General features: G+C 32.9%; 16 protein-coding genes. 15 read left to right on the top strand and 1 reads right to left on the bottom strand.

What is annotated here, in order from left to right; genetic code table 11:
- Position 1: 1 nt before the first annotated feature.
- The 9 genes from ACU1JV_RS00970 (at position 2) to ACU1JV_RS00930 (ending at position 8,038) form a co-directional block, all read left to right on the top strand.
- Entirely contained in the window at positions 2-1,180 is a 1,179-nt protein-coding gene (locus ACU1JV_RS00970; RefSeq protein WP_413986455.1) for a hypothetical protein, read from the top strand.
- Positions 1,181-1,579: 399 nt separating this feature from the next.
- The gene (locus ACU1JV_RS00965; RefSeq protein ID WP_446724473.1) at positions 1,580-2,320 is read left to right on the top strand and encodes a hypothetical protein; all 741 of its coding nucleotides are present in this window, start codon (positions 1,580-1,582) and stop codon (positions 2,318-2,320) included.
- Between the two features lie 238 nt (positions 2,321-2,558).
- Positions 2,559-5,609: a methyltransferase gene (locus ACU1JV_RS00960; protein WP_413986453.1), complete on the top strand. Its 3,051-nt coding sequence runs from the start codon at positions 2,559-2,561 to the stop codon at positions 5,607-5,609.
- Between the two features lie 378 nt (positions 5,610-5,987).
- Positions 5,988-6,176 (top strand): hypothetical protein, encoded by a 189-nt coding sequence (locus ACU1JV_RS00955; protein WP_190297391.1) that lies wholly within the window; start codon positions 5,988-5,990, stop codon positions 6,174-6,176.
- Positions 6,177-6,327: 151 nt separating this feature from the next.
- A complete protein-coding gene (locus tag ACU1JV_RS00950) occupies positions 6,328-6,516 on the top strand; it encodes a hypothetical protein (protein ID WP_446724472.1) in 189 nt (62 codons plus the stop codon).
- A gap of 36 nt (positions 6,517-6,552) precedes the next feature.
- Positions 6,553-6,768: a hypothetical protein gene (locus tag ACU1JV_RS00945; protein WP_029518037.1), complete on the top strand. Its 216-nt coding sequence runs from the start codon at positions 6,553-6,555 to the stop codon at positions 6,766-6,768.
- A gap of 228 nt (positions 6,769-6,996) precedes the next feature.
- On the top strand, positions 6,997-7,233 hold the full coding sequence (locus ACU1JV_RS00940; RefSeq protein WP_029518036.1) for a hypothetical protein: 237 nt from the start codon (positions 6,997-6,999) through the stop codon (positions 7,231-7,233).
- 139 nt (positions 7,234-7,372) lie between these two features.
- A complete protein-coding gene (locus tag ACU1JV_RS00935) occupies positions 7,373-7,561 on the top strand; it encodes a hypothetical protein (RefSeq protein WP_029518035.1) in 189 nt (62 codons plus the stop codon).
- 60 nt (positions 7,562-7,621) lie between these two features.
- Positions 7,622-8,038 (top strand): hypothetical protein, encoded by a 417-nt coding sequence (locus ACU1JV_RS00930; protein WP_029518034.1) that lies wholly within the window; start codon positions 7,622-7,624, stop codon positions 8,036-8,038.
- A 184-nt stretch (positions 8,039-8,222) separates the two neighbouring features.
- Here the strand turns inward: ACU1JV_RS00930 and ACU1JV_RS00925 are convergent, their stop codons facing one another.
- Positions 8,223-8,915, bottom strand: coding sequence for a hypothetical protein (locus tag ACU1JV_RS00925; RefSeq protein WP_029518033.1), 693 nt, complete (start codon positions 8,913-8,915; stop codon positions 8,223-8,225).
- 236 nt (positions 8,916-9,151) lie between these two features.
- Between ACU1JV_RS00925 and ACU1JV_RS00920 the strand changes: the two genes are divergently transcribed.
- The 6 genes from ACU1JV_RS00920 to ACU1JV_RS00895 all read left to right on the top strand — a co-directional run bounded on the left by ACU1JV_RS00920 (position 9,152) and on the right by ACU1JV_RS00895 (position 14,220).
- Positions 9,152-9,328, top strand: coding sequence for a hypothetical protein (locus tag ACU1JV_RS00920; protein WP_161627019.1), 177 nt, complete (start codon positions 9,152-9,154; stop codon positions 9,326-9,328).
- 28 nt (positions 9,329-9,356) lie between these two features.
- Positions 9,357-10,403, top strand: a complete 1,047-nt coding sequence (locus tag ACU1JV_RS00915; protein ID WP_029518032.1) for a hypothetical protein — start codon at positions 9,357-9,359, stop codon at positions 10,401-10,403.
- Between the two features lie 200 nt (positions 10,404-10,603).
- The gene (locus tag ACU1JV_RS00910; protein ID WP_413986446.1) at positions 10,604-10,828 is read left to right on the top strand and encodes a hypothetical protein; all 225 of its coding nucleotides are present in this window, start codon (positions 10,604-10,606) and stop codon (positions 10,826-10,828) included.
- 477 nt (positions 10,829-11,305) lie between these two features.
- Positions 11,306-11,494 (top strand): hypothetical protein, encoded by a 189-nt coding sequence (locus tag ACU1JV_RS00905; RefSeq protein WP_413986445.1) that lies wholly within the window; start codon positions 11,306-11,308, stop codon positions 11,492-11,494.
- A gap of 64 nt (positions 11,495-11,558) precedes the next feature.
- On the top strand, positions 11,559-11,915 hold the full coding sequence (locus tag ACU1JV_RS00900) for a hypothetical protein (RefSeq protein WP_413986444.1): 357 nt from the start codon (positions 11,559-11,561) through the stop codon (positions 11,913-11,915).
- 253 nt (positions 11,916-12,168) lie between these two features.
- Positions 12,169-14,220: a Helicase associated domain protein gene (locus tag ACU1JV_RS00895; protein ID WP_413986443.1), complete on the top strand. Its 2,052-nt coding sequence runs from the start codon at positions 12,169-12,171 to the stop codon at positions 14,218-14,220.
- Positions 14,221-14,528 lie beyond the last annotated feature (308 nt).

Below are 14,528 nucleotides of genomic sequence, written 5' to 3'. Positions count from 1 at the left end.
CATGGGTAGCGGTAAAACATCCGCAGCTATTCAAATGATGAATAAAGACACAGAACATAAATATATTTTTATCACTCCGTTTTTAGATGAAATAGATCGAATAAAGCATGCCTGTCCCAGCAAAAGATTTTTTGATCCTAAGAACTATGATGCAGAAGGACATTTTACGAAAAAACAAGATTCTTTTCATGAATTGCTGGCGAAAGGTGGCAATATTGCTTCTACCCACGCGCTATTTAAACAATCCAATGAAGAAACAAGAGAACTTATACAGGCAGGCAATTATGTTTTAGTACTTGATGAGGTTATGGATATAGTAGAATACTTAACTATTAAAAAATCTGACAAAGATCTTTTATTCGACAACAATTTAATTTATGTTGATAAACAGGGCTATATATGTTGGAACAATGAAGATAAGAAAGCAAAAGAGTATGATGGAAAGTTTAATGATATAAAAAATATGGCCAATAATAGAAATCTGCTATTCTATCGTGGAGCTATATTAATATGGACATTCCCACATTCCATATTCAATGCTTTTAAAGAAGTATATATTCTCACATATAAATTTTCAGGACAAATTCAAAAGTATTATTATGACTTAAATAATATAGAATATGAATATTTTCATATTAACTCATCATTTACTATTCAGAAAGGAAAATCCAATGACAAAGAAACTAGAAACAGGCTTAAAACATTGATTCACATTTATGAGGGTACACTCAATGATATAGGTAAAGAAAAATATTCTCTGTCTAATAGTTGGTATGAGAAAAGGAATCAATCTTTAATTAGACTTAAAAATAATGTATCTAATTATTTCAAACATAAGATGAAAGCAAAATCAAATCAAATTATATGGACAACTTTTAAAAACTATCAAAGTAAGATTAGTTCACCCGGTTATCAAAGATCATTTGTTTCGTGTAATATAAGAGCCACTAACCAATACAAAGATAGAACTTATTTGGCATACACAGCAAATCGATTTATGAATCCTATTGTAGAAGGATTTTTTAAAGAAAGAAAAATAGAGATTGATCAAGATACATGGGCAACGGGTGAACTAATTCAATGGATATGGAGAAGTGCAATTAGAGAGAATGGTCAAATACATATCTATATACCATCTCAGAGGATGCGCGATTTATTGTTAAGTTGGTTAGATGAATAATGGTTGGGAGATTTTACATTCCAAAGCCTTAAAAAAATACATATAAATAAAGGGTTTTTTATACCTAAGTGTTAAAGGAAAAGATAGTAATATATAATTATTATTAATGTCAAATATAAAGGGAAACTCTATCACCATCTCGATAAGGCACTACGCTACGCTTCGTAAACGCATTATCGACCTGCCGCCGTTTCCCTCTTGCCTACGGCAATTCACCCTTTGCGGCTCAATTTAAGCATCTTACTTTTCACCGTCTAATTATTAGGCGGTTTATTTGAGTTTATGGTAAAAACATATATACAAATATAATAACATAGTGTATAATAAGTATATGAAGAAGAGACGATAACGAGGTGAAAACACAATGAGTCAAACAAAATTGGCAGTATTAAAGAGCCAGTGGCAGCGCAAGCAAGCCCTGAAAGCTCAAACTGTATATGGTCACTTGGTAATGAGATAATCAAGCTAATAAACAAATATAATTATAAAATAAAGGTGGTAATTAGAATGATTTTCAACGAAATGAACATGATGGATAAATTAGATTGGTTGTCTGAATCTCTGGCAACTGTAATTGCAAATGTTGCATATACTTCGTGGAAACACTTCAGTAATGAACAAAAAGAGCTGGTAAAAGTGGCATTTCATAAAGATCTGGAATCCAATAATATCGAAGTTACCGACGAACTTATCAAAGCAGTGAAAGAAGAGTTTCTGGGGTCTCCTATGGCTTCAATGCTCATTGAATACATAAGTAAGTTCGCAAAGATAACTAAACAACTTAAGCAGGATTCAAAATCAACTATTATTAAATTTAATGAATTTGGATTCCCTATGATTCTTCACACAGTCATTAAGGATTTCAAAATTGAACCATATGCACAATATAGTGATTCACTTGTAATTGCTCATAAGCCCAAGCAAAGACGCAAAGTATGGGAAACAAGGGTTTTACCTTATGAAGAATTGATGATTTATGACGGTTGGATTGATATTGACACTGACAAGGTTTTGAATAATGTCATAAAATCTAATGATTTTGTAACAGTCAAACAGTCAAAATACCGTTGCTTCGATAAACGTTTTCTAAGTGATATCAGAAACCTTATAAATGTACAGCCGCTTGCAATTCTGAATTGATAGGAGGGGAAAACATATGAAATACATTAGAGTAATTCGCAAGAATGGTTTAACCGTCCTAAATAAAAAAGGTACAAATATGGATGTGCTAGAACTAAGCACATCCATTAATACAGATCGGATTGTGCATGAAGGTGAATTTGTTTATATATATTGTTCAGCTTAGCGAGTATTTTTTTATATACAAATATAATAACATATGATATAATGATATTATCAAATACAAGAGGTGACGGGCATGTACTATGGTGATAAACGAGAAGCAAAAGTAAATATTGCTATGGCTTTAGTTGAAAAAGGTTGGAAGATTTATGGATGGAAAGATGATGAATCTGATGCAATGACGGATTATTTTAGTCCTGCTGATTGGGATGGAGTTGCCGAGAAAAATGGATATGTATTATGCATTGATCAAAATAGTTTGCGTTATAGCGGATTGGAGAGAAAAGAATACATAGGCGGTAACGCCACATATAAGTCAAATGCACGTATTCAAAAACTTGAAGCAATGATGAATGATGAGGCTTCAACAGAAAATGAAAAAGCTTCATGTGCTGTACTGATTGAGAAGGAAAGAGAAAAAGACGCTTTTGTTCAAAAGTGGGCAGTAACTGAAACGTACCCTACATTCTCTTTTGAAAATCCACGTGGTACAAGCTGGCATATTGAAAAAGACGGTCAAATCATTGCGAAGGGTAAAGGTGTATTTGCAGTTAATGACTACGATTGGGAGAACAAAGAGAAGACCGAGAAGCAACAAAAAGCTGAGAAAGTAGAAGCATTGATCAATAGATTTGAAAAAGTTATTAAGAATACTGATGCATTGCAAGCAGAAGTAATTCAGGTGCCTGTTACAGTCACAAAAGAAATTGAAAAGACAGTTACAGAGGTAACAGAAAGTGATATTAAAGATGGGTTCACTTTTATTATGAAAGTTGGATATACACACGGTAAGTACAAAGGAAATAAATATACCTTTTCCTATAAAGGTGAACACTATAACGCATTTGCACAATTAACCAAAAATAATAAACCATCTACAAGCATGAGTAAATCGTGGAGTCTTACAGTTGACAGAATAAATGAATTACTTAAAAAGGGACACATTGCAGTAATTGAATTTGTTGAAGTTACAGAATATAAAGAAAAAACAGTATATAGAAAGACATCTCGTAAACAAACTGTATCAAATGTCCCAGCTATTGAAACAACAGAAGAGACACAGGAAGAAACTAATGAAATTACCAATGTGTCTACTGAAGAAGTGACCGTAACATACAATGAAGAAAAGCAAGGAGTTGAGATCTGTTTTACATCTAAACCCAACAGTAATGTTATTGAGCAGCTTAAAGCAAACGGTTTTAGATGGTCTCGCCGTGGTTTCTGGTATGCTAAACAGTCAGATAAAGCAAATCAATTTGCAAGTTTAATGAAAGCGGACTATAACAAACAAAACAATACTGAATCAAACGGATCAGTCAACATTGTAGTGGATGAAGACATTAATATTGATGATCTTCACATGTATACTGTTTCAGATGAATTACAATCACGTTTACATTCATCTAGTCTGTTTCAGGTAGATTATAAAACGGATTGTTCTAATACATTTAACGAACTCCAAAAAGCCACACTAAATGTTTTATCGCAAACAGACAATGAATATCTTCAATATCAAATTAAAAAGTACTTACAATCCTTTAAGCAGCGTTATTATACACAATATATTAAAATTCTTAATCATCGCGCCAACAATCCTTCATGGGCCGTTACTGGTCGAGGTGGATTAAATGTAAGTCGTTATAACAAAATGCAAGACAGATATGGGAATATGTTAAGTCAGCTTTCGGATATGAAAAAAGAGTTTTATAATCGTATGGATAAATTCAAAACTAGAATTTGGAAATTAGAAAAAGAAAGATTAGCTAAAGAAGTTAATGAAGTTATAGAAATACCAGAATTTAAGATAGATCGTAAGCAAATAACCTTAGCTGGCTTTACAGAGACAACAAGAGTGTACACTTACAAAAACTATATGATTGCTAAGTCGTGGGGAATGTATCGTGTTTTTAAGGATGGAAAAGAGGTAGATTCTAACTTAAAAACCACTAGTCGGCTAGATGAGGCAAAAAGATATGCTGCATATTTAATTAGCAAAGATGAGGCAGCAAGCACGAATGAAAATAATGATAAAAGACGAATTTTACAAGAAGAATCAGAAAGTAAAAATAGCAATCAGCAGCAATATATTAGCAAGATAAATAAGCAAATCGAGTCAGCACAAAAGAAAGTGAATGCCCTGTCTGGTGATTATCAGACTAACACATGGAAACGCCAGCAAGAAGCAGCCAACAGAGAACAAAAGAAAGAAAATTTAAACTTAGAAATTAAGATACTCGAGAATCTAAAAGAAAAAGCAACTAATAACACAATGGATGAATTCGACATAGCTCTATTGGTGGGTAGCTTTAGGGAAGATATGAGAATTAAATATAAATCCAGAGGTAAATACAATTATGAAATTAAATATCCAACTATTAATCTAGATGCCGATGTTAACGGCTGGTGGAATCAAGAGGTTCCGAAATTGCAGAAGCGATTGAACAAAGCAGGAATACACAATACAGAGCAATACAATGAAGTAATAGATAAATATGCTGCACTTGTAGACGATATAGAGACACCAGTCAATCCAGTCCAGCAGAAAATCAAGAAAATGGAAAGTGAAGTTAAGCTCCGAAAAATTGATGGATACTTTCCGACACCTAAAACAATTGTGCAGCGCATGATTGACTTGGTTGATATACAAGATGGTGAAACCATTTTGGAACCAAGCGCTGGCAACGGGAATATTTTAGATGGTATAAATGAATATATACAAGAGAATGACCTAAATGCAGAGTTACACGGTATAGAATGGAATCATACGTTACGTCAGATTCTTGAGTTAAAGCAATATAATATTATTGCTAATGACTTTTTAGAATTTATTCCCTTCACCAAGTACGACAAAGTAGTAATGAATCCACCATTTGAAAAAGGGAAAGACGTTGACCATGTATTGAAAGCATATGAATGCCTAAAAGATGGAGGCAAGCTTATTGCTATTATGTCGCCACATTGGACATTTGCTAATGATACCAAAAGCATTCAGTTTCGTAACTGGCTAAATGACAAGGGTTACTCTGAGAAGCTTCCAGAAGGTTCATTTAAGGAGTCGGGAACTGGAGTTAATACAGTTTTGGTTGTCATTGAAAAATCTGAAGAAGAGACAGCAAGAGCAAATTAGGTGATTTAACATGTAGGGGAGGAAAGTTGGTGATTACATGAAAAAGAAGAAGTCTAAGAAAAAGCCATCTAGTGTATCGCGACTATATTGGAATTTTTTACAGGGTAACTTAGATCCATCTGAATTAACACCAAAGCAATTTAATCAAATTGTATTGGAGCAATACATACAATATAAGCAGCGTGGTGGATATAAGTCTTTTGAAGAATATTATGCATATGTTCAGTCTAAACGAATATAAAACTGATATTTTACATGTTTATATAGACTGGTGAAAGTGCAAATTTAATAAACAAATATAATCATATACTTGAATATAATTAAATTGTGTGTTATAATGAATTCATAAGGTAAGTTAATACATAGGAGGCGGTTACGGTGAAAAATATAAATATTGGTGCATTAAGAGGAATGCTTGCATATATAAATACAATTACTAGAGATGAACGGAAATTTACCGAAGAGATGGAGAAAAAAGAACGTTTAAAAATTAAATTCACAGAAGATGAGAAAATTAAATTGTCCAATCTGATTGGTAAAATGAATGCTTGGTATTTTAGCTATTAAGTCGTCAGAGCGACTATAAACCGCATTAGGCTCTGAGCGTTAGCCAGTAACAAGCTGGCTAGGTTGCAACTGTAACAATGTAATGTAACGAGTAACGCTGTACTGTAGACAACTTAAAATACTCATTTTATAAGGATATGGTGGGATAAACATGTTAGGGAAAAAGGCATTTTATTATGCTGGTACTCAGCGCATTGATTCAATTGTAGTAGGTTTTGAAGGTGGATATTACAAGTTATCCAATGGACATTATTTTCATGGAGTAACAAAAGAACATTGGGACTATGATTCGGTATTGACAGATGCCGAAGGAAATCCTTCCAAGTTGATTTTTTCATAGTAAAAGAGTGATTTTACAAGGAGATGAATACAAAAAATGAATGCATCAATGATAGCGTTTATCAGTCAAAAGTTAGATATGGGGAATGTCGTCTGCCTGAACGACAGTGAAAATTATAGCTTCTTGGAAAACGATGTGATGGGAATCAGGGTACATAAAGAATCATCCCATGATCGACACAAGGTTGAAATTAAGGAACTGGGAACAAACGAAGAATACGGATTTTATTGCACCGTTCCTTCATATGTGTAATTTGGATAAAATTCTTGTTTTACGTAGATACAAATGTATGAATATGCAAAATTAAAAGTATATCACTCGAATTTTATGATAATTTTATCCATAGTAATGTATATTTATAATTCCTCTGATTAAGACATTATTGCAATATTAAAAGAGTCTATTAGTTGTGCGGTATATCACTCCACCCATATGGCGTAATCATGCTACAATAAAATAAAACCTAGAAGGAGCATTTAAATGACTGAGAGATACGGCAAATACATACTTGAAGATAACGACGACGATTCATGTGGTGACTGCGGATCAAACAGAAGTACAACTGTATTTGATAACGAATTAAAGAGAGACGTTGGTACATATTGTCTCAGTTGCCAGCAGGAAGAAATATATAATTTGATACACTCTAACGAAGATGAGGAAGAAGAAAACGAAGAAGAAGATGATGAGCTTGAAGAAGAGGATGAGGAGTATTAACAAGGAGTGGGAAACTGCTCTTTGTTAATGTCAAAGCACTATCATGAAAAATGAGTTGTATATAAACCAGTCTTTTACATAGATTATACATCATATTGAGCCGTATGTTATAATTAGGAAAAAGGTATAGGTGAATTATATGAGATTGAAAACAAATGATTGGTTTGCTTTTTTGGCGGGTAGTTTATTTCTTGGATATGCTATGTATTCTTTTAAGAATCCTGACACTAGTTCGGAGAACGTTGCCAATATAGCCACTACTGTTATGCAGAAATTTACTGGAATTGTTGCGACTTTGGCAAATGCAATACATATAATAATCAATTAAGCAGCCTTTTGAGGCTGTTTTTTGTTCGTGTACCATGAAAAGAGAGGACTTAAATATTTAATGAATAGAAGACTCACATACTATATAGATTTCTGTCTATCAACATTATTTTACGTAGTTGCATTAGTATATTTAGTTTTATCAGTAGTTTCAATTTGGATTAACGTATTAACTGGTTTAACAATAACAACGGGATTTGTCTCAATACTGCTAACAACTTTTGATTATTTTAAATCTTCTTACAAAATATCGAAAAGGGAACTGAATAAATTCGAGAAGGTGCTTTCAGGAATATCAATGATCATTGTGGTTTTGTTGATATTATTTATAACGATATATGTTCCAATAGAGCTTTATGATGTTCCAGAGAAGATATTGACCGAAAAGTTTGGGAAATTGATGAATGCCATAACTTACGCAACTCTAACTATCGCATTTATAAGTAAAGGCTTAGAAACAAGAACCAAATATTCATAATAAAATGTTACTTTGATCATAAAAAGAAGCGCTGAGTAATTATCTCAAACGCTTCTTTTTGTGTTGTTAGTTATGCCAGTTATTATATAGTAGTTTGGATAAAATATATAGAACAAGTAATACGCCAAGTACTATTCCTAAAATCATAATTGTCTTTTTTTTCATATTTTAAACTTATCCTTTATTATGACTTTGAAAATGATGCATCCCAAGTACCGTCAGTAAATCCCCAAATAGTATGTGTGCCAGTTCCGACAACTGCACCAAGCGACGAGTGTATAAAGTTCCAGGTGAAATATGCTGTCTCGTAGGCTCTAGTTTTATTTGAATTGATATATGGCTTATCTTCTTTGATGGTGATATTCACAACAGGGAACCAATTTCTAGTTACGATTCCACCACCATTCAATATTTCAGTCACTTTTCCTCCGCTAACTCTGTACTGAACATATACTTGAGTTGTGATAATATTGATGCCAAATGTTGAGGCAACTGTTTCGGCATGAGGTTTATATTCAGTTGCAAATGGAGTAATGGTATGATCGGGTTTGCTTTGGTTTACCCTCACTTTTATATCTCCATTGTATAGGTCTGCATTTTCGCCATTTTGCATTGCATTAAAAATAGCTTTAATTGCTTCAGGATTATTCATGTAATCAACAAATTTCTGTTGATCTTCTTTAGAAAGATTTGTGAACTGCTCTAGAACAACAGATGAATCATTCTCGTTCTGCGCGCTTAGACCTTTGCTATTGGACTTTAGATAGTTAATATAGTCCTCTGGGGTGTTAATGGATAAATCCTGTGCGTTAACTGAGTATGGAAGAATACCTAAACACAATACCAACACGACAAACAAACTTAGCAATTTTTTCACTTTATTAATCACTCCTTAGTAATAATAGTAAAACAAAACCATTCAATATCTAATAATGGATTTGATTTACAAGGAATATCCTACCATGCGCTAAAAAAATTATCAAATATCAAGAATAGGTATCAAATCTTTTTTATTTTATAAACAAATATAATAATATATATTGACTATAAAAGTGATGAGTGATATATTTATCTCAAGAGAACATTAAAATAAATTTTAACGGAGGTGAATACATGACGTTAAGAGAAAGAACACTTAAGTTAATAATAGAAAGAGGAATAAAGAAATCATTTATCGCTGGTAAGCTATCTATAAGTAAATCTTTGTTCTCACTATTCATAAATGGAAAACAGCCATTGCAAAAGCCTGAAATCATTAAGCTTGAAAAACTAATTGATTCTTATAAATAAACATAAACACATAAAAGGAGAATTGAATATGGGAGCATTATTGAAATTAAACGCAGACAACTTTGTTGAAGATAAAAATGTTAGAGATCAATACATAAATAAAACTGAAGTATTGCAGAAGGTAAAGTTACTTTCACTGTTGCCAGATAATCAACATATGACAGTAAAAGCAGTTGCTGAATATTATGAAGTTGAATATCAAACTATTATTAATGTTCTTAATAGACACAAATCAGAGTTTGAAAAAGATGGTGTTAAAACAATAAACAATAAAGATGAGGGTTATTTCAAAGTGAAAGAAGCCTTGTCTGCGGGGCAATTCATAGTTAAACTAGTGCCACGTAAAGCGATTTTAAGAGTTGGTATGTTGTTAAGAGATAGCAAAATTGCAATAAAAATTAGAGATTATTTACTTAGAATTGAAGAGACATCTACTGAAGATCACAAGAGAGGCGTGTGGACGGATAATGATATTGTAACACTTAACGAAATAGTGAACAATGAGATTAGTAAGGGAAACAGTAAATGGGGAGCAATCAGGATAGCTGCAAAAACATTTAACAAAAATCCACAAGCTGTTTATCAGAAGTTCCAGTATATTTCAAAACGGCACGGGTCACTAGAAAATTATATTAATATAAACAACTTAGTTTACTTTGATAAGAAATCAGAAGAACTCCTTCAAGCAGAAATACAAGAAAACAATCATCCAGATATATTAGGAAACAATCTCAATGCAGAAATGAGTAGATTTTTAGAAAGCTTAAATAATACGAAGGAATTAGAGTCAAAGATTAATCAATTGAAACTAGAAACAAGAGATATGAAACATAAATTAGAAATCAAAGATTTGGAATTAGAAGCTAAAACAACAGAAGTAGCCAAGAAAGACAAGATAATTAGTAAGCTGAAGAAAGACAAATTAGCCTTAGAAGTAAGTATTAAAGCAATCAGAAAGATAGTTCTTAATGGAGTAAAAGCAAGCAACAATGAAGAAACTGGAATCACTGAAGCGAAGACAGTGGGTCACACCTACACACGCGATAAGGGTGGTATGATTGAACTAAAAAATTGAATTTTGTAATTGAACTGGGTCTATATTCTGGACTCAGTTTTATTTTTGAGTAAAGGCTTATAAACAAAAATAATTATATTATTGAATATAAATAATGGATGTGGTATAATTTACTTAACGAATGAGAAACAGTGTACTATAACCAGTAACAGAGTATTATTCATATGATAAAACAACGATTTTACAAAGAGAGGTAGTTTATGGATCAAAGAGTTGAAAGAGATATTGTTTTGTCAATGTCGGATTTAGAAATAAAACAAGCTTATAGTGATTTTTTAATTTGGTCTACAAAGGGATATTTACCGAAAGATGGTTTGGTAATGAGTTTCTACAATAATAACAACGATTTAAATTTACCGAAATTTCAAAAAGAAACATTGTGGGAAATAGCAAAAAGGTATTCTGTCTTACAAACAAATAGCTAATATGAAAAGGAGACGATCATAATGATCATCAATTGTACAACTTTTAAGGGAAGAATGATTTGGGAATATGCGGACGGTAGTTTTAATGTCGAAGGAACGCAAGGAAAGGCATATAAGAGCTTGCGGAAGGCACAGAGAGTTGCTAAATACAGTCATCGCAATAACATTTGGCATTGATTATAAGGGGAGGAAGGCTGGATAGTAAGTTGTTGTTGGTCTTCCTCATATATCTACATAATTTTATTTAGAAAGGAAAGGATACATGATTAAACTTCTATCTTGGAATAAGGAGTTCGGAAAGCCTTACATTAATTATCAAGTGATCGATGAAAATAATATTGTAATCAAAGAAGGAAAGTTCAAAGAATATGAACAGATAAGCAATCTAAATAGTAAATTGAAAATCAATACGGTCAGAATAATGTTAAATTCTTGACCAAATAAAAACAGTATTTCACGAGGAAAAGGAGAATGAAAATGTATCGTGTAGTGAACTGGGATATCAATAATGAAGTTTGGGGAAAAGCTGAAACTCTGGAAGAAGCCAAAGAAATCCAAGGAGATAATTATTTTTTTATGACTGGAATCGAAAAGTTTGAAAATGGAATATGGGTTTCAGTCAAAGGTATTCATGAAGAGGCTTGGGAAGCACTTGCTAATTTCTAATTGAAAGCAGGATTTTAAAGTAACCACAAACATCAATACATCAAATAATATTGGAGGTTATCTAATGAATGACAATATATATAAGCGAAAAATCCCTAATGGCATAAGAAATATCCCAGCCTATGAGATCAGAAATAGAATAATGATTGTGACAGGTGGGAGTAAAGCTATTCACCTAATGGGGAACATCGGTAGGGAAGAAGATGAGCGAATTCATGTAGTTGCAGAAGACGAGGATTATTATATCGGTACATTCTGTGAGGGATTCGGATTTATGGATGTTCATTTTCCAAAAGACAAGGTTAGACTACTAACCAAGGAGGAAGTAGACAAACTCAATAAGACATACCATACGATTAATGGTAGGGTACTAGGGAAGAATCATTACGATTATGATGGATATTGGATGGGGAATCATTGATAAAACAGTTATTTTACCCTGAAAGGAATGTATATGGTGTGACGTATATCGAGGAGTTAGATGAAATATGGAATAAAGCATTAAAGGACAACCCATGTCCATGCAAGAATGATGACAAGTGGGAGCAAGATGTTTCGGGACGTATAAAATGTTCGAGATGTGAACAAATAGTGACTGAAAACAAAACGCGAACCCTTCTAAGAGAAATCAAAAGAATTAGAAAATAAATATAATCAACGGGAGGTATATACATATGACAACACATGATGATATCGAATTGTACCCGCACAATCAGGAGACATACGATAAGATCATTGAAGCATGGAAGACACAGAATCGCGTAGCAACTGTTCAGGCCACAGGGACAGGTAAGACATTTCTTATATTGAAGTGCCTGTTTACATATCCAGATGTAAATAAAGTTGTATTGGCTCCATCAAATCATATTCTGGATCAATTGATTAGCAAAGTTGATGTACTACCCAATACAAAGTTGTTAACTTACACTGAATTGTCGTTTATGTCCAAAGAAGCGATACATAAATTGAATATTAGTATGATTGTGCTGGATGAATTCCATCGTTGCGGCGCTGAAAAATGGGGAGAAGGTGTAAACAAACTTATTGCAGCTTTTCCTGATGCTAAATTATTGGGTACTACTGCTACGCCAATTCGCTACCTAGATGGTGCGCGGGACATGTCCGATGAATTGTTCGATGGTAATGTTGCAACAAATCTTAGTTTGACTGAGGCAATAGTCAAAGGCATTTTGCCCATGCCAAAGTATGTTTCAGCATTATACACATTTGATGAAGAGATTATGAATCTAAAAGATAAGATTGATAAATCTAGTAATACCGATGAAGAGAAAGAAGGTTTTCATAAGGAAGCAGAACAATTAAAAAAGGATCTGGACAAAAGCAAAGGCATTCCCGTCATCTTGAAAAAATATCTGGGTGACAGCACAGGGAAGTTCATTGTGTTTTGTAGAAACAAAAAACATCTTTTGGAGATGCAAAGCATTGTTAAAGGTTGGTTTAAAAAAGCCAAGTTAGGTAAAGGCATTGATACATATAGTGTATATACAGGTAAAACTGAAAGTGAAAATAATAAAATAATTGAAAAGTTTGTTTTGAATCAAAATAATTGTAATATTAGATTGCTGTTCACTATTGATATGTTAAATGAGGGGTTGCATGTCGAGGACGTCGATGGTGTAATTTGTCTCAGACCCACTGTATCGCCAACTATCTACTACCAGCAAATTGGACGGGCATTACAGGTGGGAAGCAAAGAGCCTTTCGTGTTCGATCTTGTTAATAACTTTAATAATTTAGGTGGTGATACGTTTGGTAATGATCTTAAAGATGCAGCAGAAAAAGAGAATAGACAACGTAAAAGCAGGGGCGAGAGTGAATTAAGACTGGATAATTTTATTGTTTATGATGAAATACATAATGCAATGAATTTGTTTAACGAGCTAGAAGGTAGATTGATTGATAATTGGGATACGATGTTTGAACAGTATATAAGAATAGGTTGGGATAATGAAGATCGAAAAATGATAAACTGGATTAAACATCAGAGAGCGGCATATCGAGAAGGTCGATTGAATATAGAAAGAATAAACAAATTGAATGAGGTTGATTTTATTTGGAATGAGCTAGAAAATTTATGGAGTCTAAATTACGAACTTCTTCTGGAATTTAAGGAAGAGCAAGGACATGTTGATGTACCTAACAGATTTGAATTTAAGGGTAACAAGCTAGGAAATTGGGTACACGATCAGAGAAAAAAGTATAAGAGGGGGAAACTAACCCAAGAAAGGATTGATAGATTAGAATTGATCGGTTTTTTATGGGAAGTTTTAGATTTGCGATGGGAAAAAGGTTTCAATGAATTACTAAATTTTAAAATGAAGCATGAACACGTAGATGTTCCATTACGATATCGAATCAACGATTTTAATTTGGGTCAGTGGGTGCAGGATCAGAGAAAAAAATATAAAAGAGGGAGTATGTCTAAAGAACGTATAAGAGCGCTTAGAGAGTTAGGATTTCAATGGGAAATTATAGATAATTCTTGGGAAAATTTTTACAGTGAATTGACAACCTTCAAAAAAATGAAAGGACATGTCAATATTCCTCAAAAATATGTAGTCAATGATTTGAAACTGGGGCAATGGGTTTCAAGACAAAGACAAGCTTACAAAAAGGGAGAGCTACCGCAAAAACGAATAAATAAACTCAATCTAACAGGATTCTTGTGGTATTTACCAACGAAAGAAGAAAAGTTGGCACAATAAGCAAAGTGAGTATTTATTTATAAAAATCTACTAATATAATCGAATGAATACAAGCGATCTTTTAAAACGATAAAAACGGACTTTTATCAGTGATACATAGAACGGAGGAGTAAATTGAGTAAAACTATAGTGAAGGCAATTAGGCCTACATTAACATATCTAGAGCCTGACAAGTACGATGAGTTCAATCAATATGCAACTAGCACAGAAATAACAAAAAGTGTCGGAATGAATAGGATGCGTAAGATGATGAGAGAGCATGTTAAGTCTAAACGCAAAGATTTGTAAATAAAATAAGTATTACAGGG

Source organism: Paenibacillus sp. T2-29 (assembly GCF_052921365.1).
The sequence above is the reverse complement of the archived record's forward strand: the minus strand, read 5'-3'. Positions and strand labels throughout refer to the sequence as shown.

Bases quoted from the DNA above. Each gene is read 5' to 3' on its own strand.
- ACU1JV_RS00950 (WP_446724472.1), top strand. From the start codon at position 6,328: ATGTTAGGGAAAAAGGCATTTTATTATGCTGGTACTCAGCGCATTGAT.
- ACU1JV_RS00935 (WP_029518035.1), top strand. From the start codon at position 7,373: ATGAGATTGAAAACAAATGATTGGTTTGCTTTTTTGGCGGGTAGTTTA.
- ACU1JV_RS00910 (WP_413986446.1), top strand. From the start codon at position 10,604: ATGGATCAAAGAGTTGAAAGAGATATTGTTTTGTCAATGTCGGATTTA.
- ACU1JV_RS00920 (WP_161627019.1), top strand. From the start codon at position 9,152: ATGACGTTAAGAGAAAGAACACTTAAGTTAATAATAGAAAGAGGAATA.
- ACU1JV_RS00945 (WP_029518037.1), top strand. From the start codon at position 6,553: ATGAATGCATCAATGATAGCGTTTATCAGTCAAAAGTTAGATATGGGG.
- ACU1JV_RS00930 (WP_029518034.1), top strand. From the start codon at position 7,622: ATGAATAGAAGACTCACATACTATATAGATTTCTGTCTATCAACATTA.
- ACU1JV_RS00960 (WP_413986453.1), top strand. From the start codon at position 2,559: ATGTACTATGGTGATAAACGAGAAGCAAAAGTAAATATTGCTATGGCT.
- ACU1JV_RS00970 (WP_413986455.1), top strand. From the start codon at position 2: ATGGGTAGCGGTAAAACATCCGCAGCTATTCAAATGATGAATAAAGAC.
- ACU1JV_RS00905 (WP_413986445.1), top strand. From the start codon at position 11,306: ATGTATCGTGTAGTGAACTGGGATATCAATAATGAAGTTTGGGGAAAA.
- ACU1JV_RS00895 (WP_413986443.1), top strand. From the start codon at position 12,169: ATGACAACACATGATGATATCGAATTGTACCCGCACAATCAGGAGACA.
- ACU1JV_RS00900 (WP_413986444.1), top strand. From the start codon at position 11,559: ATGAATGACAATATATATAAGCGAAAAATCCCTAATGGCATAAGAAAT.
- ACU1JV_RS00915 (WP_029518032.1), top strand. From the start codon at position 9,357: ATGGGAGCATTATTGAAATTAAACGCAGACAACTTTGTTGAAGATAAA.
- ACU1JV_RS00940 (WP_029518036.1), top strand. From the start codon at position 6,997: ATGACTGAGAGATACGGCAAATACATACTTGAAGATAACGACGACGAT.